The organism is Caballeronia sp. S22, from assembly GCF_964261745.1.
GTDB classification, from domain to species: Bacteria; Pseudomonadota; Gammaproteobacteria; order Burkholderiales; family Burkholderiaceae; genus Caballeronia; species Caballeronia jiangsuensis.
The window spans coordinates 614,992-637,747 of the sequence record NZ_OZ180038.1 but is presented as its reverse complement, the minus strand read 5'-3'; the positions used below and the strand labels follow the sequence as shown (position 1 = coordinate 637,747).

Genomic DNA, 22,756 nt, shown 5'->3' with positions numbered 1-22,756 from the left:
GCTTTTCGGGCAACATATGAGAAATCAGGTAGTCGTCGTTCGCTGTCCCAAACTGATAACTAGATTGGACCATCATGCTCGCCGAACCCTTGCCGCACACATCCGACATCGAAAAATTCGCGGAAGACCACGAGCGCTTCGCGCGACACACGCCATCCGAAATATCCATCGTTCTGCGCAATCTCGTGCAGCGCCGCGACATGCTGACGGTCACGAGCGGCAAAGGGCAGATCGTCACGCAATTGCTGGAAGTCGACGTGCGCGGCGCGCGCATCGTGTTCGACTGGGGCGGCGTGGAGTCGGATAACCGCGCGCTGCTCGAGGCGCGTCAGCTGTATTTCAAGGGCGCGCCGGACGGCGTGCGCGTCGAATTCACGACGCTGGCCGCACGTGCCGTGACCCACGAGGGACGCCAGGCATTCGAGGTCTCCTTTCCCGAGAAGCTGTATCAATTCCAGCGCCGCGAATATTTCCGCGTGCCGACGCCGATTCTCGATCCGTTCTACGCGAAGGGCGCTTTCGCCGACGGCGATGCGTTCCGCTACGAAGTGCATGACCTGTCGCTCGGCGGCATCGCGCTGCGCATGGACACGTCGCGTCTCGCGGAAACGGAGCTCGGCACCGTGTTTCACGATGTCGTGCTGCATCTCGGCCCGGGCGCGGCGTTGCCCGTCGATCTCGAACTCGTGTCGCCGCGCACCGTGACCACGCCGCGCGGCGATGTGCGCAATGTCGTCGGGTTCCGCTTCGTGCAGCTTTCGGGCGCGGCGGAGAACGTGCTACAGCGGCTCATCACGCGCATGGAGGCGAAGCGCCGCAGCCTGTCGGCGTGAGCCGCGCGCCGATGCGGGACACGCGTGGAGTAGAATGCGTGCCTCCTTCCACTGCACGACGACGCATGTTTCGCAAGGCCTGGCGCGGAGAAGAACGCTTCTGGAAAGTCTGGTGGCTGTTGGGCGTGCCGATTCACCTTGCATGGTGGTTCGTCTATCTCGACCTCTGGACGAGCGGCGTCGCTCCCGAATCATTTCTGCTGCTCACCGTCTGGTTCTGGCCCGGCATGCTGGGCGTATTCGCCATCTGCTCGGTGCTGTACCTGCTGTGGTGCACGCTTGCGTGGCGCTGCGCGGGCAATGTCGATCGCCGCGTGTGGACCGTCATCGCGCGCGTGTTGATCGGCGTCGGGCTCGGGTCGTTCATCACCGAATGCGCGCTGATTCTCGCCGCGCCATTCGCCTGAACCGTCGATTGCCGCGCACGCGCTTCGACTTCGCGTGCACAATGTCCGGGCTTGCAGCACGCCCAAGACGAACGGACAACGACGCGCATGCTCAACGAATTCGCCAAGACGGTTCTCGTGATCGTCGCCGGGTTGTTTCCCATCATCAATCCGCCGGCGACCGCGCTCGTCGTGCTGAGCATGCTGCCGCATATCGGCGACGACGATCGCGCCGAACTCGCGCGGCGCATCTGCATCAACAGTTTCGCGATCCTGCTGGCGTCGCTTTCGATCGGCGCTTACGTGCTGACGTTCTTCGGCATTTCGATTCCGGTGTTGCGCGTGGCGGGCGGCCTGGTCGTCGCGATGGCGGGCTGGAATCTGCTCCAGGCGCCCGATGACGACGACGCCACCGAAACCGCGCCCAAACCGCGAAGCGGCGCATCACTGCGCGCGAAGGCCTTCTATCCGCTGACGCTGCCGATCACCGTCGGGCCGGGCGCGATCGCGGTCGCCATCGCGCTCGGCACCGGCTCGCCGCGTCATGGCCTGCAGCCGGTGCATCTCGCGGGCGTGGCCGTCGCGCTGGCGATTCTGTGCGCGAGCATCTATGTGTGCGTGCGCTTCGCCGGGCATCTCGAACGCCTGCTCGGCACCGCCGGCACGCAGGTCGCGATGCGACTCTTCGCCTTCGTCATCTTCTGCATCGGCGTGGAGATACTCTGGCTCGGGCTGTCCGAGCTGATCGCGTCGATTCATCTCACCATCAAGTAGCGCAATTCCCCGGACAAACCCCAAGCGACGCTCGCGGATGACAGCGCTACCATCTGTCGGCATCGAATGGTAACGCTACCATCAAGGAGACGCTGCTTGACTCTGATTCGCAAGAAGCCGGAAGAACTGCGCAGTCACCGCTGGTACGGCGTGAACGATCTGCGCTCGTTCGGCCATCGCTCGCGCACGGCGCAGATGGGCTACCACGCGTCCGATTACATGGGCAAGCCGGTCATCGCCGTGCTCAACACGTGGAGCGAAATCAATTCGTGCCACACGCACTTCAAGCAGCGCGTCGAGGAAGTGAAGCGCGGCATCTGGCAGGCGGGCGGCTTTCCCGTCGAAATGCCGGTGATGACGCTCGCCGAGCCGTTTCAGAAGCCGACGACCATGCTCTACCGCAATTTCCTCGCGATGGAAGTCGAGGAAGTGCTGCGCTCGTATCCGTTCGATGGCTGCGTGCTGATGGGCGGTTGCGACAAGACCACGCCCGGCCTTCTGATGGGCGCGATCAGCATGAACCTGCCCGCGATCTATCTGCCCGCCGGCCCGATGCTGCGCGGCGACTGGAACGGCCGCACGCTCGGCAGCGGCTCCGATACGTGGAAGTACTGGGCGGAACTGCGCGCGGGCAAGATCACCGAGGCCGAGTGGAAGGGCGTGGAAAGCGGCATCGCGCGCTCGCCGGGCCATTGCATGACGATGGGCACCGCATCGACGATGACGAGCGCCGCCGAAGCGCTCGGCATGACGCTGCCGGGCTTCGCGTCGATTCCCGCGGTGGATTCGCGGCACGCGCAGCACGCGTCGCTGACGGGACAGCGCATCGTCGAAATGGTGTGGACGGACCTGAAGCCATCCGACATTCTCACGCCGAAATCCTTCGACAACGCGGTGACGACAGTGCTCGCGCTGTCCGGCTCGACCAACGCGATCGTGCATCTCGTGGCGGTCGCGCGGCGCGCGGGCGTGCCGATCACCACCGCGCGATTCGATGCGCTCGCGCGCGTGACACCGGTGCTCGGCAACATCCGTCCGGCGGGCAAGTATCTGATGGAAGACTTTTTCTACGCGGGCGGTTTGCGCGCGCTGCTCGCGGAGTTGGGCGATCTGATTGATGGCTCGCAATTGACCGTCAATGGCGCGACGCTTGGCGAGAACATCGCGGGCGCGGAAATTTTCAACGACGACGTGATTCGCCGCCGCGCCAATCCGCTGGTGCCGAACGACGGCCTCGCCGTGCTGACGGGCAACCTCGCGCCGGACGGCGCCGTGATCAAGCCGGCGGCGATGGAAGCGCATCTGCTCAGGCATCGCGGGCCGGCGGTCGTGTTCAGCGATTACGCCGACATGGCCGCGCGCATCGACGACGAAGCGCTCGACGTCACCGCCGATTCGGTGATCGTGCTTCAGCACGCGGGCCCGGTCGGCGCGCCGGGCATGCCGGAGTGGGGCCAGTTGCCGATTCCGCAGAAGCTTTTGAAAGAGGGCGTGCGCGACATGGTCCGCATCTCCGATGCGCGCATGAGCGGCACGAGCTACGGCGCGTGCGTGCTGCATGTGGCGCCGGAATCGTTCGTCGGCGGGCCGCTCGCGTTGGTGAAGGACGGCGATATCGTCGAGCTGGACGTGCCCGCGCGCCGCCTGCATCTCGACATCACCGATGACGAGCTCGCCGCGCGCAAGGCCGCATGGAAACCGCCGAAGCGTCCGTTCGAGCGCGGCTTCGGCGTGATGCATCAACTGCACGTGACGCAGGCCGACAAGGGCTGCGATTTCGATTTCCTCGAAGAAAAGACCGCGACCGGCGGCGAGCCTGACATTCACTGAGACGCGCAAGATCATGACGACACAAGACATCGCCATTTCCGACGAAACGATCGAGCTGCTGCGCCACGTCAGCACCGCGACGCTCACGACGCAACTCTTCAAGCGCGGCCTGCGCAACGTGTTCCTGCAAGGCGTCGCGCCGCTCGTGAAGCCCGTGAAAGGCGCGCCGAACATGGTCGGACCGGCGTTCACGCTGCGCAATATTCCGGCGCGCGAGGATATCGATCACGTCGGCGTGTTTCAGAACCCGGATCATCCGCAGCGCAAGGCCGTCGAAAGCGCGCCGCCGGGCAGCGTGCTCGTGCAGGATTGCCGCGGCGATCGCAGCGTCGCGTCGACGGGTTCGATCCTCACGACGCGTCTCAAGATTCGCGGCGTCGCGGGCATGGTGTCGGACGGCTGCGTGCGCGATTCGGGCACGATCGGCGATATCGGCCTGCCGCTTTTCTGCGCGGGCGCGAGCGCGCCGCTCAATCTCGCGAAGCATCACGCGGTCGATATGAACGTGCCGATCGCATGCGGCGGCGTGGCGGTGTATCCCGGCGATATCGTCGTCGGCGATGTGGATGGCGTCGTGATCGTGCCGCGTTACATGGCCAGCGAAGTCGCGCAGGACGCGACCGAGCAGGAAGTCATGGAGGAATTTCTGTCGTCGCGCGTGGAAGGCGGCGCGATGCTGCGCGGCACGTATCCGCCGAACGAGGAAACGCTCGCGGCGTACAAGGAATGGCGCAAGCAGCGCTGAGCGAGGAGACGCCGTGAATACGCATTCCCCAACGCACGCCAATGTCGATGAGCAACGCCTCATCAACCGCCTCGCATGGCGGCTGATGCCGCTCGTCGGCTTGCTGTATCTCGTCGCGTATATCGACCGCTCGAATATCGGCTTCGCCAAGCTGCAGATGCTCGGCAGTCTCGGCATGTCCGAAGTCGCGTATGGGCTCGGCGCGTCGCTGTTTTTCATCGGCTATCTGATCTTCGAGATTCCGAGCAACGTGATGCTGCACAAGTACGGCGCGCCGCGCTGGATCGCGCGCATCATGCTGACGTGGGGCATCGTCACCATTCTTCTCGCATTCACGAAGAACGCGACGATGTTCTACGTGCTGCGTTTTCTGCTCGGCGCGTCCGAGGCGGGGCTTTATCCCGGCGTGATCTATTACCTGACGCTGTGGTTTCCGCAGCGGCATCGCGTGCGCATGCTCGGGTACTTCACGCTCGGCAGCAGCATCGGCAACATGGTCGGCGCGCCGATCTGCGGCTATCTGCTCGACAAGAACTGGTTCGATCTTCAGGGCTGGCAGCTCGTGTTCATCGTGACGGGCCTGCCTTCGGTCCTGCTGACCGTGGTCGTGCTTTTATGGCTGCCGGCATCGCCGCTGAAGGCCGCGTTCCTTTCCGATGACGAAAAAAAGTGGCTCGGCGATACGCTCGAAACCGAGCGCCTTCAGGCCGCGAAAGTCGAGAAGAGCGGCTCGCATGTGCTGCGCGTGCTCGCGGAACCGCGCGTGATCGGCATGGCGCTTTACTACATGATGCTGTCGATGTCGGTCTACGGCGTGAGCTACTGGCTGCCGACGCTCGTGAAGGGCTTCGGCGTGACGAACACGGTCAACGGCCTGCTGAACATCGTGCCGTGGCTCGCCGCGACGATCGTGCTCGCCTGGCTTCCGTCGAAGCTGCGCAAGGGCGATCGCACGACGGCCGCGATGCTGGCGGCCGCGCTGATCGGCGTCGTGTTCTTTCTCGGCAGCGTGTTTTTGCCGACCAATACGTTGCGCTTCGTTGCGCTGTGTCTGGGCGCGCCGTGCATGTATCTGCTGTTGCCGTGCTTCTGGACGATACCGCCGAAGTTTCTCACCGGCGCGCGCGCGGCGGCGGGCATTGCGGCGATCAATTCGCTCGGTAATGTCGGCGGATTCATCGCGCAGAATCTCGTGCCCTGGGTTCGACAGACGAGCGGTTCCGTCAAGGCGCCGATGCTCATTCCCGCCGCCTGCCTGCTGATCTTTGCCGTCGTGACGATGATTCTGATGCGGCGCGAGGCGGCTGCGCGAGCCGATGTCGCGGCGCTCGAGTCCCGGGCCTAGCATCATGGCGGCCTCGAAATCCGTCGATCCGGCACCCACGCGCCGCGCGCGCTCGGGCGCCAAAGGCGTGCGAATCACCGACGTCGCGGCCATCGCAGGCGTCTCGCCCATCACGGTCTCGCGCGTGTTCAACGCGCCCGACACCGTCGCGCCCGAAACGCTCGCCCGCGTGCGCCATGCTGTCGCGGAACTGGGCTACGTGCCGAACCGGCTGGCGGGCGGGTTGTCGTCGGCGAAGTCGCGTCTGATCGCGGCGATCGTGCCGACCGTCGCACATTCGCTCTTCTCCGAAACCGTGCAGGTTTTCAGCGATACGATGTCGCGCGCCGGCTATCAGGTGCTGCTCGGCCTGTCCGGTTACAGCGACGAAGACGAAGCCCCGTTGCTCGACGCCGTGCTGAGCCGCCGACCCGAAGGCGTATTCCTCACCGGCGTCGCGCACACGCCGACGCTGCGAGAGCGCCTGCGCAAGATCGGCATTCCGATCGTCGAGACGTGGGACATGAGCGACGATCCCATCGACATGCTCGTCGGCTTCTCGCATTACCGCATCGGCGTGATGGTGGCCGAGCGCTTTCTCGCGCGCGGCACGCGCCGCCCTGCGCTCGTATCCGCGAACGACCAGCGTGCGCTCGCGCGGCGGCGAGGCTTCGTGGAGACGCTCGCGAAGCACGGCGTGAACGATGTCACCGAAATGCTGATGCCGCCGCCCAGTTCGATCGCGCTCGGCAAGGAAGGCTTGCGGCGCGTGCTCGACATGCGCGCGGGCGTCGATGCGATCTTCTGCAGTTCCGATCTGCTCGCGCTCGGCGTCGTGTCCGAGGCGCGCCGGCTCGCGATCGACATTCCCGGGCGCATCGCCGTGTGCGGCTTCGGCGATCTCGAATTCACCGCCGACGCGATCCCCGCGCTCACGACCGTGCGCGTGGACGGCAAGCGCATCGGCGCGACGGCGGCGCGCTGCCTCATCGACAGGCTCGGCGGCGCGACGGAGAAAACGCTCGTCGATGTGGGCTTCGAAATGGTCGAGCGCGAGACGCTTTGATTACGGCAGAAGATTCCACTTGATGATCGCGCGCACGTCGCGCTCGAAGCCGAGCACGCTCATCGCGGCGGTGTCCATCGCGAGATGCGCGCCGAGCGACGGCGAGCCCGTCGCCCATTGCGCGCCGAACACGCGCGAGAAATGCGCGTGCGAAAAGAGCGCGATGTGCGTCGCGTTCGTGGCGAGCAGCTTGTCGATGAGCGCCTGCGCGCGCCTGCCGACATCGGCGAGATTCTCGCCTTCGGGAATCGGCGACGTCCATACCGACCAGTCCGGCACTTCCTCGCGGATATCCTGCGTTTTGCGGCCTTCGTAGATGCCGTAATTCCACTCGTGCAGTTCCGGCTCGACCTGCGCGTGTTCGGAGAGACCCGCGAGGCGGCAGGTTTCGATCGCGCGGTTCATCGGGCTCGTCAGCACGAGATCGAAAGACTGGGACGCGAGAACCGGCGCGAGCGCGGTTGCCTGCTTGCGGCCTTCGTCGGTGAGCGGGATGTCGGTCGTGCCGGTGTGCTGGCCCGACTTGCTCCATTCGGTTTCGCCATGCCGGATCAGCCAGATATGGACGCCGCCTTTCATGTTCATGTCGTTCACCCGGTGTCTGAGGAATGCGGTTGCGCGCCCGCGTGTCAGAGCCTCGAATTTTGCGCCGATCGCCGAAGTCGCGCCAGGAAGCTGCCGTTCAGTCCAGTTCGCCGGTCGCGAACGCCTTCAGCAGATGATGCGCGATCGCGAACGGCTTCGGCGCCGACAGTTCCTGTTCGTGCGTGCCGTCGAGCATCGCGGCGACTTCGCGGCGCGTGAACCACCGCGCGTCTTCGAGTTCGTTCTTGTCGACGGTGAGTTCGGTCGTGGCCGCGCGCGCGAAACAGCCGATCATCAGCGACGACGGAAACGGCCACGGCTGCGACGCGTAATAGCGCACGTCCGTGCAGCGGATGCCCGCTTCCTCCAGCACCTCGCGATACACCGCGTGCTCGAAAGTCTCGCCCGGCTCGATGAAGCCCGCCAGCGCCGAATACATGCCCGGCACGAATTGCGGCTGACGGCCGAGCAGACACCGCTCGCCATCGGTGACGAGCATGATCACGACCGGATCGACGCGCGGAAAATGCTGCGCCTTGCAATTCGGGCAGATGCGCCGCCAGCCCGCGCCGGCGGAATCGGTCGGCTGGCCGCAGTTCGCGCAGAAGCGGTGACGGCGATGCCAGTCGAGCATCGAGCGCGCTTCGCCGAGCGCGCTGACGAGCGGCGGCGCGACGAGCCCTTGCATCGCGATGGGGCGAAGTTCGATCGCTTCCACTTCGCGAAGGCTTTCCGGGTTGTCGTCGAAAGAGGATGCGAAGAGCGCGCGCTCGTCGGCGTCGCGGCCGAGAAACACCGTTTGCAAGGGCGCGCCGTGCGCCGCCGCTTCGTGCCTGCTGAACAGCGGATCGTGACCGTCGGCGCGCTTGAACAGCGGCACATTGTTCACGAACAGCAGAAAACGCGTGGACGGATCGTCGCGCAGGCTGGCGACGAACGCATCGTCGTCGCGCTTTTCCGACACGCGATCGAGCGGATCGAGCGTAAAACCGATGGCATGAGGCGGCGTGGGCATAGTATTTTTCGTGTGTGGCGGCGCGTGCCGGGCGAATGCCGGAATGCGCGTCGCGTGACGGGAAGGTGCAAGGCCAATCGGGAATCGTAGCGAAGTTGGCGCGTCCTTGCAGGGCGACGCCCGGAGACGTCGATGATCACGCTCTATTCGTATCCTCAGTTGTTCGGCCTCGAAGACAACAATCCGTTCGGATTGAAAGTGTTCGCGTTTCTAAAGCTAACGGGTCTGCCGTTCGAGCATCGCCATGTGCTCGACACGAGCGCTGCGCCGCGCGGCCAGCTTCCGTATCTCGTCGATGACGATGAAACCATCGGCGACAGCGATGCGATCATCGCGCATCTGAAACGCAAATACGCGCTGACGCTCGACGACGCGCTCGCCGGCGCGCAACGCGATCTCGATCTGCTGATCCGCCGCACGCTCGACGATCTCTACTGGGTGATGTCGTATTCGCGCTGGCGCGACGACCGCTACTGGCCGCAGTTCCGCGACGCGCTCATGCGGCAGCATCCGGATATCGGCGGGGAAGCGCTGGAAGGCGCGCGACAATACAACTTCGAGCGCTATCGGTATCAGGGTATCGGACGATACGAGCCGGACGCCGCGTATGCGCGCGGCATCGCGAGTCTTCAGGCGCTGGCGAATCTGCTGGGCGACAAGCCGTTCATGTTCGGCGATGCGCCCGCGAGCATCGATTGCGCGTTGTACGGGTTCGTCGCGAGTATCTGGTTTTACGACATCGATACGCCGCTCAAACGCTTCGTGGCCACGCAGGGCAATCTGGTCGCGCATTGCGGCGCGATGCGCGAGCGCATGGGACAAAGCGCGGCGCCGTGAGTCTCACTCCGGCGCCGTCTCCACATCCTTGCCCGCCCAGCTGATGCTCGACACGCCGCGCTCCATGCTCATGCGGCTCGCCATGCGTTCGAGCTTCGCCTGATCTTTCGGATGCATGCGCACGGTCGCCGTGACCTTGATGCGCGGCGGCTCGCTGTCGACGTCCTCGCTCGTGAGGCTCTGAAACGAAAGCGGCTGCGCGTCCATCGCGTTCGAAAGCAGCGTGCGGATGTGAATCTCGTCCTCCTGCCGTCCGATCACGGTCAGCACGTATTCACGCACGATGTCCGCGCTCGATACGGGCGTCGCGTTGATCGCGCGGCTCACTTCGCGCAGGAGCGTGTTGGTCGCGAGCACGACGCCCGTGCCCGCGATCGCCGGGCCGTAATGCCCGGTGCCGCACAGCACGCCGACGGCCGCCGAGCACCACAGCGTCGCCGCCGTGTTGATGCCCTGAATCGAGCCCTTGTCGCGCATGATCACGCCGCCGCCCAGGAAGCCGACGCCGGACACGACATACGCGGCGATCTGCGTAACGCCCGCGACGCCGTTACCCGTCAGCATGCCGAGCGTGACGAAGAGGCACGCGCCGCTCGCGACGAGCGTGATCGTGCGCAATCCCGCCGTGCGCTGGCGCAACTGCCGTTCGAGACCAATGGCGACGCCGCACGCGAACGCGGCGAAGAGACGCAAGGCGAAATCGACGCTCATCGGCTAAAGGCGATGCCTTTTCTGGACATAAACCGAAAAGCATCTCACCGGCGGATGTCGCTGGTGTGAAAGCGGGATCGGATTTTCGCCCGTTCAGGGGACCGCAATGAACTGCCGGACGCTCACGCGCATGCGGTCATAATCGGGCGATGCATCGAAGGAAACCGTGGAAGCGGCGGCATTGCAGCAGTTCGCGATACGCGGCGAGACGATCTTCTCCGCGCCGGAAAGCACGCGCTCGCACACGCGTTCGAACGCGCGCGCTTCTTCGCGCGGACTCACGAGGCCCGACGCGCCCGCATGCTGCATGTCGAAGAGCGTGTGCGAGTCGGTTTCGTCGGTGAAGACGACCACGGGCGTCTCCGGAAACGACCGGCGCAATTCGCGCAGAAGCGCGAAATCGTCCGCACGGGAACCTTCCAGACCGCAGCCCAGAACGATCACGTCGTAGCTGGCGGCCGTGAGCCTCGCGAGCAGTTGATCGGCGTTTCTGACGCATGCCGTCACCCGAAACCGTTCGTGTGCCTCGAACCAGCTTTGCAGCCCATATAGAACGACGGGGCGATCGTCTGCAACGACGATACTAATTTTGTCTTTGCGCTTCATTCTCTTCGGCCGGCTCGACGGACAATGGATCCGTTGGCCGTGCTTCGGTTGCTTGGAGCCGCGCACGTTAGCAAATCGTCACTGTCACGCTGCGCCGCACAACAAAATATATCGATTCGTTGTCGATTGGCCGCGTCCTCGCTCGTCGTTCAGGTATCCGGCGCTGCAATCGTCGTCTGCGCATCGCGCCGCATTCTGAACTGCTCGACGACCTGGAGGCTGTCAGATGAGCTTGCAACTCTACGCACACCCGTTTTCCTCGTATTGCCAGAAGGTTTTGGTCGCGCTGTACGAGAACGGCACGCCTTTCGAATGGCGCGCGCTCACGCCCGAAACGCCGCAATCGATGGCCGAACTCACCGAAATCTGGCCGATGAAGCGCTTTCCCGTGCTCGTCGATGACGGCCGGCCGGTGATCGAATCGACGGTGATCATCGAACATCTGGGGCTGTTTCATCCTGGCCCGGTGCGCCTCGTTCCCGACGATCCGCGCGCCGCGCTCGAAACGCGCTGGATGGATCGATTCTTCGACAACTATCTGTCGACGCCGCAGCAGAAGATCGTGTTCGACGCGATGCGCGATCCGAACGAACGCGATGCGCGCGGCGTCGCCGATGCCCGCGCGATGCTCGACACGTCCTACGCCTTTCTCGATCGCAAGATGGCCACGCGCGAATGGGCGGCGGGCGACACCTTCAGCCTTGCCGATTGTGGCGCCGCGCCGTTCCTGTTCTATGCGGACTGGTGTCATCGAATCGGTGACGCGTATCCGAACGTGATCGCGTATCGCAAGCGCCTGCTCGCGCGGCCGTCGTTCGCACGCGCGGTCGATGAGGCGCGGCCATATCGGGCGCTGTTTCCGCTCGGCGCGCCGGACCGCGATTGAGCTACCTGAGCCAAAGGAGATCGGATATGAGCACGACCACGAACTACGTTCCCGCCGATGAACTCGCGAAGCGCGCGACGATGAGGTTTCCCAACGAAAGCGCCGAATATCGGCAGGCGCGCACCGCGTTGCTCGCGGAGGAAATCGAATTGCGCCGGCATATCGAGCGCGTCGCGCAGATGCGTCGCGCGCTGCCGCCCGGCGGCGAAGTGAAGGGCGATTATCGATTCGAAGGCGAGCGCGGCGCGGTCGATTTCGCGGGTCTTTTCGGCGACAGGGACACGCTCGTCACCTATAGCTACATGTTCGGGCCGCAGCGCGAACGGCCGTGCCCGATGTGCACGTCGCTTTTGTCGGCGTGGGAAGGCGAGGCGCGCGACATCGAGCAGCGCGTGGCGCTCGCGGTGATCGCGCGCTCGCCGCTCGCGAAGCTTCTGGCATTCAAGACGGAGCGAGGCTGGCGCGATCTCAGGCTCTTTTCCGATACGAACGGCGCGTTCAGCCGCGACTATCACGCGATATCGAAGGAAGGCGGCGACGATCCCGCGCTCAACGTTTTCACCCGGCGCGACGGCGTGATCCGGCATTTCTGGAGCGGCGAGATGGATTTCGGTACCGCCGATCCCGGTGAAGACCCGCGCGGCGCGCCCGATCTGATGCCGCTCTGGACCGTGCTCGACATGACGCCCGAAGGGCGGGGGACGGACTGGTATCCGAAGCTGGATTACGGGCCGAGGGGTTAGGTGAAGTCAGCGCTATGCCGTCGCGTGTTTCGCGTGTGCTTCGAGCCGGGTGCGCACTTCATCCGGCGTGAAAGGTGGTGCAAGGAAGGGCATCACGGTCGCATCGAACGGCACGCTTGCGATTGCCACTGGACTCCGGCACCGAGGCCGTCGGTGGCGGGCAGTTCCACGCACATGATCATTGGCTAACTGCCTCAATCGCGCGACGCGGCCAGGCCGTCGCCGATCCGCACGCCTTTCTTCAGCGTGCGGCTCACGGTTTGCACGACATCGCTGTGAATTTGGGTGGCGCACGCCATCGGGATTGACCATCGTGCTGGCGTCCTGCCCGGCCGCCACGCGCTCGATGCGAAGCTCGTCCGTCACGCGGTCCACTTCAGATCGGCGATCCATGCCGCCCACGCCGAGCCGTACCCGGAAAGCGGATGTACACGTAGAGGGCATTCGCGCGATGCCGCGTTCGCGCCGCTTATGCGCCTGTTCCAGACGGGGCGGCTCGTCGCGCGGCTGTTATCCTTCGCGCGCGGCCGTGGCCTGCAACAAAGCCCTCACGCGGCCATCGGCGAGATGACGCAGCCGGAATTCGAGCGGGCCCGCGCGCGTCGACGGCAAGCTCGTCGATGAACGCATCTTGCGTGAACGAGTCCGGCGGCGCGGACACGCCACGCAGCCACTACGAACGCCCCAGCGGCGCGAGGTCGTCGCACACGAGGCGAGTATGCGAAAAGGTGTACGGCACGGGGCCCTGCGATCGCCCATCTCAAAGACGCGTGCCTCGGCAGGCATCGCGCCGGTCAGGAGAAGCGCGAGCAAAGGCTCATCGCTGGAAGATCGCCAAGTTGTCAAGGCGACGAATGTGGCCGACGCGAAGTCCGTGATCTGGTAAGCCGATGAACGCGAAGAAAGCATTATGCGTTTGACTGACAGCCCTGCCGCCGGTGACGGTCCGATTCGCGCAGGACAGCAGCCGCAACGAGATTCCGGTCGCCTCGCAATTCATTCACTTCACCACAGCAAGAGTAGGAGAGGCATCACGACATCCAAGATAGGCATCGAACGTGCCGCCGGCGGGTGATTGCTCGTCTATCGATATCTTCTTATGTTGAAGTGAAGCGCCGTCACGACCCGATGAGCTTCGCTACCAGATTTTCAGAATTCTCTTGTCTATCTAAACGTTAGCAAACATTTGATAATCAGGGAGAGGTTAGAGTCCTTTGGGTAACGATCAGCCTGTCCGTCGTCGTTACGTACGACATTTTCAGACGTGACAGAGCCATGTCTTCATTCATTGCCGGTCATGATCATTGAGTTATGCGAATCAGATGACGTTGATGATGTCGACTTCCGACGCGCTAGTGGCTGCTATAAGCGCGGGGCAGTCTGATGGACCCGCGCCTGCTCGACGCTTACCTCAGCGAACTGCGTTTCAACCAAGCGCTGGCCGAGGAGTTTGCCCGCGATCATCCCAAGATCGCGGCGCGCCTGGGCATGGTCGCGGGAAGCATCGGCGATCCCTACGTCAATCGTCTGCTCGAATCGTCCGCCTTCGTCAACGCGCGCATGCAATTGCGTTTCGATGACGAATTCACGCTATTTACACAAGCGCTGCTGTCGTCAGCGTATCCGGGTTATCTGTCTTCCACGCCTTCGATCGCCATCGCGAGGCTTTATCCGGGAGGCAAGGCGGGCGGCTTCGCGACAGGCTATAGGCTCGAACGCGGCACCGAGTTGAGTTCCCTGAATCTGCCCAGTGGTGAAACGACAGCGTGCACATTTCGTACGACGCAGGATGTCTCGTTTTATCCGGTCGTCATGCACGATGGACGCCTCACGCATGTCCCGCCCGACCTCCAGGGGCAGAGCCGTTACGTGCCGCCTGATCGGCAGGTACGCGGTGCTTTGCGGCTGCGCTTGCGCACGATCGAGCGCGTACCGTTCTCGGCGCTGCGCGGGCTGGATCGACTGCAGGTCTATCTGGCGGGCGATGAGCGCATCGCCTCGCATCTGCATGAACTGATTCACACCGGCGCGGTGGTGTCGGTGATCGGCGAGCCGGGGCGCTTCAGCGAAGCCGGCTATACGCCGCACGTCGTGAAAGCGGGCGCGGTCGTCCAGGACGGGCTTGGGCCAGATCAGGCCGTGTTGCCGCTGGTGGCGCGCAAGTTCCTGGGACATAACCTCGTGCAGGAATACTTCGCCTGTCCGGCCAGATTCTACTTTTTCACGCTGACGGGGCTCGAAGCCGGACTCGCGCGCATTGACGGGGACGAGGCCGAGATCATCGTGCTGCTGGACCGCGCCACGAGTGAACTGGCGCCGTACGTGGATGCCTCGACGTTCGCCTTGTTCTGCGTTCCTGTGGTGAATCTGTTCAAGGTCCGCACCGCGCCCGCGAAGCTTAAGCAGGGTGACGGCCAAGTGCGGCTCGTGCCGGTCGAGAACAAGCCGCTGGATTACGAAGTTCATTCGGTGGAAGTGGCCATTGGTCAGGCTGATATCGAAGAGGACTCGGAGGAACTGCCCTTCTATCCGCTTCATGATGCGCAGTTGCGCGACGAAGCAGGGCATGGGCGCTATTTCACGGTGCGTCGCGAGCAGCACCTCAGCACGGCAAAGGGGCGTTCCTACGATACGCGCGCGCCGTACATCAGCACCGATTCGTACCTGTCGCTGGTCGGCCGTGACGGACTGCCCTACGCGCCGGATGCATCCAGCCATAACGGCGAGGATGGCCGGATCAACTATCTGTCGCTCGATGCGTGGCTGACCAACCGGGATCTTCCGGGGCGCCTGCAGTGCAACGGCGTGAACGATCTGAGTCTGCCGGAATCGGCGCCGTTCTCCAGCGTGGGATTGGTGCGTGTTCCCAGTCGATCGATGCCGCCGCTCGCCGCGGGGCGCAAGGCGTGGCAGATGTATGCCCAGTTGAACATCGAATATGCGCACTTCGACGATCCCTACGACGAGCCGAATCCGGGCGAGGGCTTGCGCAGCTTGCTGCGGCTTTACGCGCCCGAGGATCGGGCTGCCCTCGCGCGTCAAGTCGAAAGCCTGACGGCTGCCACGCTTACGCCGCTCAATTGCGTGATGGCAGGCAGCGTGCCGCCCGTGGTACGCGCGCTCGAATGTGCGCTCACCTTCGACGAAGACGGCTTCGACGGCGTGAGCCCTTATGCGCTGGGGCTGGTACTGGAGCATTACCTGGCCCGGCATGTGTCCGGCCACTCGTACACCAGGACGCTGCTGCAGTCGACCCGGCGCGGCCGGATCGCCGAATGGCCGCCCCGAGCGGGCGCGCGTGGAGCGATTTGACGCGACGGCTCAAATCCTTCCGCCCACATCGTGAATTCAAACAAAAAATCAGGAAGAAGAATCAGATGTTCAATCCGCTGCAAAGCCGCACACTGAACGTGGCGTGCAAGGCGTTGCCCACTTGGGGCGGCGCGGATGTGCTGATCGCGCAGCGCGTGAGCGGCGTCGAGGCGCTCGGCAAACTCTTCAAATACACGGTGGAGTTTGCCACGCTGGACAGTCCCACGTTTCGCATCTACAAGGCGCGCGAGCTGATCAAGCCCGATGAATTGATCGGCAAAACGATCGAAATTTCGATTGAATTCGAGGGCAAGGGTGCCTTCATTCCAGGACTGCCTGGCAATCTGGGAGCGGGCAATGTCGGTGCGGGCGTGCGCACCATCAACGGCATCATCACCGAAGTCCGGCAGACCGGCAGCGACGAGCGGCGCGCGTATTACCAGTTCACGGTGAGACCTTGGCTCTGGCTTGCTTCGAAGAATCGAGATAGCCGGGTGTTCCAGGATATGAATGTCCTGCAAGTCACCGAGGCGGTGCTCAAGAGCGGAAACTACAAGTTCCCGTGGCAGATGCGCCTGGCGGCGGTCTCGCTGTACAACAACGTCTTTCCGCCGCGCGACTTCATCCGGCAGTTCTGGCAGAGCGACTTTGAATTTCTGAGCCAGATCTGGAGCGAGTGGGGCATCTATTATCACTTCGATGGCATGACGCTGGTGCTGTGCGACTCGCCCGGCTCGCACAAAAAGCACGCCAATGCCTACGATACCGTGCTGTATCACGCGCCCGAAGGCAAGCGCATCGACGAGGAGCATATTTACGCGCTGAGTGTCTCGCGCAAGATCACCGCGGGCGAGATCACGCTCAACGACTACGACTACACGCGCTCGAACGGCCGCTTCGATATGAATCAGAGCCGTTACAGCGAGGCGTCCTTCGACAACGCCGCGCAGTATCACTGGGGCAATTACACGCAGCCGATGGCGGGTGCGATGGGGCTGGACGGCAAGCCCAACGATCTGCGTAATGAGGGCGATTATCTGGCGCGCGTGCGCGTGGAGGCACTGCGCTGCGAGGGCTTGCGTCTGCACGGCACAGGCAACCTGCGCGGGCTGACCACGGGCAGGAAGTTTCGTCTCGAAGGCCATCCGCAGAAAGAGCTCAACACGCGATATCTGGTGGTCTCGACCACGATCGATGTGAGCAATCCGGACGAACTGACCGTCACGGCAGGCAGCGACGCGCAGTATCACTGCAAGACAGATTTCGTGCTGCAGCCGGACGATACGTTCTTCAAGACGATGCCTCGGGAGAAGCCGCGTGCGCATCCGGAGACCGCGGTGGTGGTGGGGCCGGAGAACCAGCCGATCTGGCTCGATGGCTACGCGCGCACGCGGGTTCAATTCAAATGGGACAGGCTGGGCAAGCTTGACCAGAATTCGAGTTGCTGGGTACGGGTGTCGCAACCGTGGCATGGCGGGCCGCACAGCTTCATCGCGGTGCCGCGCATCGGGGACGAGGTGACGATCGGCTATCACGAGGGCGATCCGGACAAGCCGTTCATCATGGCCAGCAAGGTCAATCAGTTCAATCCGCCGCCGTTCGAGTTGCCGAGGAACATGGCGCTCACGGGGCTGGTGAGTCACGCATTGGAAGGGCAAGGCCACAACTATGTGGTCACCGATGACACGCCCGGCCAGCAGCAGGTTCAGGTGGCGAGCGACCAGGCCAATTCGCGGCTGGTGCTGGGGTACAACACGCGGATCGAGTATCGCGCGGGTCGTCAGCAGGCGCGTGGGCTGGGGTGGGAACTCGCGACGGACGCGTGGGGTGTGCTTCGGGCGAATCGGGGCATGCTTATTACGACCGAGACGCGCAGTGGTGCGAACTCACCTGCGAAAGAAATGGGCGAGACGACCCAGCGCCTTACGCAAGCGCTCGAACTGCACGAAAACCTTGCTGAACTCGCGCAAGTGAATCAGGCGCAGGATCACGGCGCTGACCAACGCGATGTGACCAAAGCCATCAAGGCCCAAAACGAGGAAGTCCGTGGACTGGCCGGAAAGAGCGCGGGCGGCACTTTCCCTGAACTGAGCGAGCCGCATTTGATTCTCTCGAGTTCTTCTGGACTTGAGACCACCTCCGCGAGATCCACGCACGTAGCGAGTGATGAACACATCGCTTTGACAAGTGGCCAGCATTTGAGTCTGTCGACTGGCGGTCGCCTGCTGGCCAGCGTCAAGAGCGGTGTCCGACTGTTTTGCCAGAAAGCTGGAATGAAGCTGATTGCCGCCGGCGGCGATATCGATCTGCAGGCGTTGCAAGATAGCGTCAACATCCTCGCGAAGCTAAACATTACTCAAACAGCCAACCGTATAACGATCACCGCAAAAGAGGAACTGCTCATCAACGGTGGTGGAAGTTATACGAGGTACAACAGTTCCGGCGTCGAGATAGGCACGGCTGGCACATGGACCGTCCACTCGGCCGGAAGGAGTTTGGTCGGGCCAAAATGCATTGCAGCTTCAATTCCGGTCACGGATGTTCAACAGGATGGCCAACACGCAATTACTTTTCTTGCATTGGCTGCAGAGGGGAGGGGGCTCGCGGGCGCTTCGCTGTCGCTGTTCGATGCGAAAGAAGCAAAACGCGTACTACACACCGTGCTAGACAGCGACGGAAGTACCACAGCGGTTCGAAGCGAAAGTAATCGACGCTATGACGCCCTGATCGGATACGAAGGTTGGAGCGGACATTTCGAAGAGGTAAAAGACGAAGACGCGGGTGACACGTTCGATCCTGGCGAACTCGACGAAGACCGGAATCTTGAGATTTTGTAAAGGGAAGGAATTTTGCGGGAATACATAGTGAAAGAAGGCGACAGCTTGTGGAAGATCGCCAAAAATAAATCGACGACTGTCGAAACGCTAGTGCATTTAAATGGCCTCAAGGGAAGGAGTATCCACGCGCTCAGGATCGGTCAGAAGCTAAAGCTCCCCGGGTCGAGTCGAGCCGATCCGGATAGTCTTCTTACCTTGATATTTCGTGGTCTGGATTTCCGTATATTTACTCCTCAGAAAATCAAGGTAGAGCACGACGGAAAGGCGCATACCTATGAGATGGCCGGAGATAAAACACTGCCCTTGAGCATTCACGATCACTCACTTGGCCTAAAAGTCTGGATTGAAAATCTGGAAAAGAAAATGGTCAAGACCTTCGAGTGCTCACATTTGCCGATTGGAAAGTGGAATGTTCCTATTGATTCACGAAAGGTCAGGCTCAAGGGTAATCTCTTGCGTGAAAAAGGTGTGGCACAAACCACAAACGAAAACGTGCGAAAGGAAACGACTGCGCAAGCCCAGCGTGCGGGCGGAAATACCGCGCAGCAGCAGGCGCGCATTGAGAACGGTGAGCCCGTTCATGCGGTAGCGACGATCTACACAGAGGGCAATCTGCGTCTGGCGCCAGGTAATGAGAATTATCGAGCGATGATTATCGCTGCCGCTCCGAAATACAACCTTACCCCGCAATCCATTGCAGCGCTGATTGGTGCCGAGGCATCAGCTAATCGGGAGGGTATGTGGCGGGCGGATTCAAATGTCGACCATCCGGACAAGGCGCAAGGTCTTGCACAGTTTTTCCCTGACGCGTGGACCGAGGTCTTCAATTACCCGACTTCGCTCCTGTGTCAAGACTGTAAGTCAATGAGTAGGGCGCAATGGATGAGCAAACGCCTTGAAGCAAAGTATGCAGTCGATGGCGCGGCAGCGTACGCTGCATCCAATCTGCGAAATTTTGCCTCTGTAAGCGGTTGGAATGTGGGCAGCCTGGCCCCAGAGGAAAAGGCTAAGCTTGCCTATATGTTGCATCACGAAGGGGCAACGGGTGCGACGAGATTGTTGCTCGGAATCCCCGATTCCTATACGGCCGAGGGAGCAACCAATCGCTTGACGAAGCAACTTAACTCCGCCGAGAAAGCAAATCAACTCGTAGCACAGCATCACGGAAGTGCTGTGGAAGCCTATAAGAGCTGGTTCTTTGGCTATGTCGACAAGAAGATCGACGTCAATTTTTATACCATTAAAGATGAGCAACATTTCGCGAATCCGCCGCGGACCATGGCGGAAATTGTCGCGGGCCTTAGCGGAAGAACTCGAGTTGCGCTCCCGCAGTCACGACCGGAACCCGCGACCCACAATGATCAATCGGCGAACAGTTCGATCACGCCAACCCGGGCGGCGACAGCTAACAGCTCCTCTTGGTTTGACCCACTTGAGATCTGTACGCTCCGCACTGCGCATTTGGCGAGCAAGGTTGCCGCGGAATTCGGTATGACCCGCAACCAGGGCAAACGAGCCCATCAGGGGATCGATCTGGCCGCGGAACCTGGGACACCTATTCGGGCAGTCGCAAATGGAATTATCTATATGGCTCCCGTTGCCGCACATTCCGATTACGCATACGGAAATACTCTTGTTTTAGAGGTCGGGATAAACGATCTGCCGCCATTACAGGCAGCGAGATTCAGAAAGGTCAATCCGGGACGTGAAACGATTGGATTTTTCTATGCGCATCTTAGTGAATACCAGTTTCCTATTCGGAAGGATTCTAAGGGAAATGTTTTACCTGTAACTGTTCACGCCGGAGATTTCATTGGAAAAACTGGGTGTACAGGCAATGCGAAGGGTATGAACAATATTCCTCTTGGAGCACACCTCCACTTTGAAGTCCGGCAAGATGCAAAAAAAAGATGCACGGGTCTGGCCAATCGGGTGGATCCTTTGCCGTTCATAGTTAATTGCGTAAATCGATAAATTTCTACTCAGATGAATCTTCGCCTAACCATAGAAAAAATGTTCGTGGCTGCAGGCGCCGCGACGTTCTTGCTTCATAGCGGAGTAATGACGGTCGCGAGGGCCGCAACGATCAGGTCTGTCCAATCAGCTGAGTGTCAAGACTTCGAATGTAATCGCGTTGCATTGGACGAATCCAAGACAGAGGGCGCGACCGCCGAACGAGATGGGAGAAAAATAGCCGACAGCGTGCGAAAAAATGGCAGTGACGAGGATCGGTGGAAATCTTTTATTCTATTCAGTGACAGCAGAGGTCCGAAAGATCTAAGCCTCAGTTTGGTGAAATCTGAAGGCTTTTCAATGCGGCTGGAGCCAAGGGCCGGATTGCTTCATTTCAAAAAAGGCGGATTGCATCAGGCATTCGCGATTGCCGCGCCTGCACGGGCGTCCGATATCTGGGCAAAGCAGGAATTGTGTCCAAACTATGGAATACAAGTTCTTACCGCATCGTCATCGAGTGCGGTATTTGTAAAATATTGTCAGCCTTTTACCGATCCTTCCGGAAAAAATTCAACATCCGAAGAATACTATCTGTACGACGTGAAAACGGCGACGATTTTGGCTTTGTGGTTTTCCGCTACTGGAGATAACTCGATACCAGGACCATTCGTCAAGCCTTGGCCTACAGTAAAACGGGACGCAAATGGATATGAAATCAATTGGAAATTCCGTGATGCGACAAATCGTTCGCTTCGCGATATAGTAATGCGAAATAGATATAACTTTGAATCAAACGAAAAGACAAAGTCGTTCCATCTAAAATGCAGGGATTTGATTAGTTCGCCAAATAGCGATGGCGATATGTGTGACGGACCAGCGAATTTGAAGTTAATGCTGAACGAGGGGCGATAGTATTTTCAAGATCATGTTTGATTTATTCAAATCTGCACACCATATGCGTAAGTGCGGCGCTCATTGTTCGTTCGATCGGGCCAGTGCTAATTAATATAAAACAAATTCAAGAATGCCGGATCATTCGCGTCACTGGGGATACGTTAAGTCATCTGGTGGCTAAGTGGATCAGCAGCTTCGCCTAGAAAAAGCTGATCCTCAGCGGCGGTTGCAGCATCATGCAATACACGGGCGCGATATCACGTACGGGAGCTTAGGCGCTTCACACGGTGCACGCGGCGGGGTTGACGTTCAGCACTCTTGATGAGCCCAGGCGGCGGTGTTTCCCGATAGTCCGAAGCCGCGCGACGGCACGCTCGAACCGCTTCACATTTGCAGGACCTGGCATGGGGCCATCGAGCTACAAGGTCGAGGATGCCCTGGGGGCTGCTATCGTGACGTTCGGCACCGACAAACCACGATCCGTGGGTGGCTTCGAGCTACGTGCACAAGGTTGAATGGTCGGTGCAGACGGCAGGCGACGAGAGCAGCGCGCTTCGGTTGCAGTCGCGCCTGCGCAGGCCGCGAGCGTCACGTCCGAGGCATTGTCCGCGGCAAGTCAGGCGAAGCAAAGCGCGCATGGTCGGTCAAGTTGCGATCGTGCTGAAGCCCGGCAGCGACTTAGACGGGCGTGCAGTTGTCGGATGCCGCGTAGGCGCTGCTTGGCAACCAGCGGCCTCGTAAGAAAGTTCGCGGATTGTGCGCAAGTGGCTTGAGCGAGTAGGAGTAGGAGATCTTGGAAAAGGCCCACCGCGCTCACGATCGCCCTAGGGCGAGAAGAAGATTTGGTTCGGGCATGACCTGTCTCAGTTCGAGCGGCTAAAGACCCACGCCGATCCGTTCGCTAAGGTTTTCAGGTTTCAGATACCTGGCGTCCCAAGCGCGGAGCGTGTGTTGCATTGATCATTCGCGTCAGACTGTCCATGCCGTGTCGAAGGCATCGATCACGATCCCTCGTCAACCTCGGAGACATCTTCAGCCGGACCATCGGTGATCCGCAACTCATGGCTGTGCCATACGCCGTCTTGAGCGCGAGCATGCGCATCAGCCCATCCTCGATGACCGATCCGAACGAAGTCGAGCGCGTCGCGGCGCTCATGCCGTTGCGCAAGCTGAGCGCATCGCCCACAGCATGACGACGACCGCGTGGCTTAGAATGCGTCGATCGTTTTCATGAGCAGACACTTTTCGCGACATGCTTGACCGGGTTCAACGGTCCGAAGGTCGGCTTCGCGATGTCGTGCGCGAACGGCACCGTACGCTCGACATGCGCGTTGCCTTCCTTCGTCGTCCGTCACCGTGACTTGGCCGTCATCGTTCGCATCGCGTGCCACGACGATGAAACCGCGCATTTGCAAACGC

Annotated in this window: 20 protein-coding genes; 16 read left to right on the top strand and 4 right to left on the bottom strand. The window is 61.4% G+C overall.

Translation table 11 applies throughout. The features are described from left to right. Positions 1 to 74: 74 nt before the first annotated feature. The 7 genes from ACEN42_RS29560 (at position 75) to ACEN42_RS29530 (ending at position 6,958) form a co-directional block, all read left to right on the top strand. The gene (locus ACEN42_RS29560; RefSeq protein WP_371883278.1) at positions 75 to 833 is read left to right on the top strand and encodes a flagellar brake protein; all 759 of its coding nucleotides are present in this window, start codon (positions 75 to 77) and stop codon (positions 831 to 833) included. 65 nt (positions 834 to 898) lie between these two features. After that, entirely contained in the window at positions 899 to 1,240 is a 342-nt protein-coding gene (locus tag ACEN42_RS29555) for a hypothetical protein (protein ID WP_187603868.1), read from the top strand. An 87-nt stretch (positions 1,241 to 1,327) separates the two neighbouring features. Beyond that, the gene (locus ACEN42_RS29550) at positions 1,328 to 1,993 is read left to right on the top strand and encodes a MarC family protein (RefSeq protein WP_238210913.1); all 666 of its coding nucleotides are present in this window, start codon (positions 1,328 to 1,330) and stop codon (positions 1,991 to 1,993) included. Positions 1,994 to 2,089: 96 nt separating this feature from the next. Further along, positions 2,090 to 3,823 carry an L-arabinonate dehydratase gene (gene araD / locus ACEN42_RS29545; RefSeq protein ID WP_371883277.1) on the top strand — a complete coding sequence of 578 codons (1,734 nt, stop codon included), beginning with the start codon at positions 2,090 to 2,092 and terminating at the stop codon, positions 3,821 to 3,823. Positions 3,824 to 3,836: 13 nt separating this feature from the next. Then, positions 3,837 to 4,568: a ribonuclease activity regulator RraA gene (locus tag ACEN42_RS29540; RefSeq protein ID WP_371883276.1), complete on the top strand. Its 732-nt coding sequence runs from the start codon at positions 3,837 to 3,839 to the stop codon at positions 4,566 to 4,568. 85 nt (positions 4,569 to 4,653) lie between these two features. Beyond that, the gene (locus ACEN42_RS29535; protein ID WP_371883979.1) at positions 4,654 to 5,913 is read left to right on the top strand and encodes an MFS transporter; all 1,260 of its coding nucleotides are present in this window, start codon (positions 4,654 to 4,656) and stop codon (positions 5,911 to 5,913) included. A gap of 4 nt (positions 5,914 to 5,917) precedes the next feature. Continuing rightward, a complete protein-coding gene (locus ACEN42_RS29530) occupies positions 5,918 to 6,958 on the top strand; it encodes a LacI family DNA-binding transcriptional regulator (RefSeq protein ID WP_371883275.1) in 1,041 nt (346 codons plus the stop codon). Here the strand turns inward: ACEN42_RS29530 and ACEN42_RS29525 are convergent, their stop codons facing one another. Together ACEN42_RS29525 and nudC are read right to left on the bottom strand one after the other, a co-directional pair. After that, the gene (locus tag ACEN42_RS29525) at positions 6,959 to 7,543 is read right to left on the bottom strand and encodes a histidine phosphatase family protein (protein ID WP_371883274.1); all 585 of its coding nucleotides are present in this window, start codon (positions 7,541 to 7,543) and stop codon (positions 6,959 to 6,961) included. Positions 7,544 to 7,640: 97 nt separating this feature from the next. After that, positions 7,641 to 8,558: an NAD(+) diphosphatase gene (gene nudC / locus ACEN42_RS29520; RefSeq protein ID WP_371883273.1), complete on the bottom strand. Its 918-nt coding sequence runs from the start codon at positions 8,556 to 8,558 to the stop codon at positions 7,641 to 7,643. Positions 8,559 to 8,690: 132 nt separating this feature from the next. Here nudC and ACEN42_RS29515 point away from each other — a divergent pair, with 132 nt between their 5' ends. Further along, positions 8,691 to 9,395 carry a glutathione S-transferase family protein gene (locus ACEN42_RS29515; protein ID WP_371883272.1) on the top strand — a complete coding sequence of 235 codons (705 nt, stop codon included), beginning with the start codon at positions 8,691 to 8,693 and terminating at the stop codon, positions 9,393 to 9,395. 3 nt (positions 9,396 to 9,398) lie between these two features. On the opposite strand, the gene ACEN42_RS29510 is transcribed toward ACEN42_RS29515, so the two are convergent. Together ACEN42_RS29510 and ACEN42_RS29505 are read right to left on the bottom strand one after the other, a co-directional pair. Next, complete coding sequence (locus ACEN42_RS29510) at positions 9,399 to 10,106, bottom strand: MgtC/SapB family protein (protein WP_187603875.1); 708 nt, start codon at positions 10,104 to 10,106, stop codon at positions 9,399 to 9,401. A 93-nt stretch (positions 10,107 to 10,199) separates the two neighbouring features. Beyond that, positions 10,200 to 10,712 carry a response regulator gene (locus tag ACEN42_RS29505; protein ID WP_371883271.1) on the bottom strand — a complete coding sequence of 171 codons (513 nt, stop codon included), beginning with the start codon at positions 10,710 to 10,712 and terminating at the stop codon, positions 10,200 to 10,202. A gap of 226 nt (positions 10,713 to 10,938) precedes the next feature. Between ACEN42_RS29505 and ACEN42_RS29500 the strand changes: the two genes are divergently transcribed. The 8 genes from ACEN42_RS29500 to ACEN42_RS29465 all read left to right on the top strand — a co-directional run bounded on the left by ACEN42_RS29500 (position 10,939) and on the right by ACEN42_RS29465 (position 22,530). Further along, positions 10,939 to 11,598, top strand: coding sequence for a glutathione S-transferase family protein (locus ACEN42_RS29500; RefSeq protein WP_371883270.1), 660 nt, complete (start codon positions 10,939 to 10,941; stop codon positions 11,596 to 11,598). A 26-nt stretch (positions 11,599 to 11,624) separates the two neighbouring features. Continuing rightward, positions 11,625 to 12,341, top strand: a complete 717-nt coding sequence (locus tag ACEN42_RS29495; protein ID WP_371883269.1) for a DUF899 family protein — start codon at positions 11,625 to 11,627, stop codon at positions 12,339 to 12,341. Between the two features lie 285 nt (positions 12,342 to 12,626). Further along, positions 12,627 to 12,965 (top strand): hypothetical protein, encoded by a 339-nt coding sequence (locus tag ACEN42_RS29490; protein WP_371883268.1) that lies wholly within the window; start codon positions 12,627 to 12,629, stop codon positions 12,963 to 12,965. A gap of 759 nt (positions 12,966 to 13,724) precedes the next feature. Beyond that, complete coding sequence (gene tssF / locus ACEN42_RS29485; protein ID WP_371883267.1) at positions 13,725 to 15,653, top strand: type VI secretion system baseplate subunit TssF; 1,929 nt, start codon at positions 13,725 to 13,727, stop codon at positions 15,651 to 15,653. After that, positions 15,617 to 18,490, top strand: coding sequence for a type VI secretion system Vgr family protein (locus ACEN42_RS29480; RefSeq protein ID WP_371883266.1), 2,874 nt, complete (start codon positions 15,617 to 15,619; stop codon positions 18,488 to 18,490). The genes tssF and ACEN42_RS29480 overlap by 37 nt, the downstream gene beginning before the upstream one ends. A gap of 27 nt (positions 18,491 to 18,517) precedes the next feature. Then, positions 18,518 to 20,464 carry a LysM peptidoglycan-binding domain-containing protein gene (locus ACEN42_RS29475; RefSeq protein ID WP_371883265.1) on the top strand — a complete coding sequence of 649 codons (1,947 nt, stop codon included), beginning with the start codon at positions 18,518 to 18,520 and terminating at the stop codon, positions 20,462 to 20,464. A 165-nt stretch (positions 20,465 to 20,629) separates the two neighbouring features. After that, positions 20,630 to 21,355 (top strand): hypothetical protein, encoded by a 726-nt coding sequence (locus ACEN42_RS29470; protein ID WP_371883264.1) that lies wholly within the window; start codon positions 20,630 to 20,632, stop codon positions 21,353 to 21,355. A gap of 1,043 nt (positions 21,356 to 22,398) precedes the next feature. Continuing rightward, positions 22,399 to 22,530, top strand: coding sequence for a hypothetical protein (locus tag ACEN42_RS29465; RefSeq protein WP_371883263.1), 132 nt, complete (start codon positions 22,399 to 22,401; stop codon positions 22,528 to 22,530). The last annotated feature ends 226 nt before the right edge of the window (positions 22,531 to 22,756 follow it).

What these genes read in the sequence shown, in the direction of transcription:
- ACEN42_RS29560 (WP_371883278.1), top strand. Translation starts at nt 75, where the DNA reads ATGCTCGCCGAACCCTTGCCGCACACATCCGACATCGAAAAATTCGCG.
- ACEN42_RS29555 (WP_187603868.1), top strand. Translation starts at nt 899, where the DNA reads ATGTTTCGCAAGGCCTGGCGCGGAGAAGAACGCTTCTGGAAAGTCTGG.
- ACEN42_RS29550 (WP_238210913.1), top strand. Translation starts at nt 1,328, where the DNA reads ATGCTCAACGAATTCGCCAAGACGGTTCTCGTGATCGTCGCCGGGTTG.
- ACEN42_RS29540 (WP_371883276.1), top strand. Translation starts at nt 3,837, where the DNA reads ATGACGACACAAGACATCGCCATTTCCGACGAAACGATCGAGCTGCTG.
- ACEN42_RS29535 (WP_371883979.1), top strand. Translation starts at nt 4,654, where the DNA reads ATGCCGCTCGTCGGCTTGCTGTATCTCGTCGCGTATATCGACCGCTCG.
- ACEN42_RS29530 (WP_371883275.1), top strand. Translation starts at nt 5,918, where the DNA reads ATGGCGGCCTCGAAATCCGTCGATCCGGCACCCACGCGCCGCGCGCGC.
- ACEN42_RS29525 (WP_371883274.1), bottom strand. Translation starts at nt 7,543, where the DNA reads ATGAACATGAAAGGCGGCGTCCATATCTGGCTGATCCGGCATGGCGAA.
- nudC (WP_371883273.1), bottom strand. Translation starts at nt 8,558, where the DNA reads ATGCCCACGCCGCCTCATGCCATCGGTTTTACGCTCGATCCGCTCGAT.
- ACEN42_RS29515 (WP_371883272.1), top strand. Translation starts at nt 8,691, where the DNA reads ATGATCACGCTCTATTCGTATCCTCAGTTGTTCGGCCTCGAAGACAAC.
- ACEN42_RS29510 (WP_187603875.1), bottom strand. Translation starts at nt 10,106, where the DNA reads ATGAGCGTCGATTTCGCCTTGCGTCTCTTCGCCGCGTTCGCGTGCGGC.
- ACEN42_RS29505 (WP_371883271.1), bottom strand. Translation starts at nt 10,712, where the DNA reads ATGAAGCGCAAAGACAAAATTAGTATCGTCGTTGCAGACGATCGCCCC.
- ACEN42_RS29500 (WP_371883270.1), top strand. Translation starts at nt 10,939, where the DNA reads ATGAGCTTGCAACTCTACGCACACCCGTTTTCCTCGTATTGCCAGAAG.
- ACEN42_RS29495 (WP_371883269.1), top strand. Translation starts at nt 11,625, where the DNA reads ATGAGCACGACCACGAACTACGTTCCCGCCGATGAACTCGCGAAGCGC.
- tssF (WP_371883267.1), top strand. Translation starts at nt 13,725, where the DNA reads ATGGACCCGCGCCTGCTCGACGCTTACCTCAGCGAACTGCGTTTCAAC.
- ACEN42_RS29480 (WP_371883266.1), top strand. Translation starts at nt 15,617, where the DNA reads ATGGCCGCCCCGAGCGGGCGCGCGTGGAGCGATTTGACGCGACGGCTC.
- ACEN42_RS29465 (WP_371883263.1), top strand. Translation starts at nt 22,399, where the DNA reads ATGGCTGTGCCATACGCCGTCTTGAGCGCGAGCATGCGCATCAGCCCA.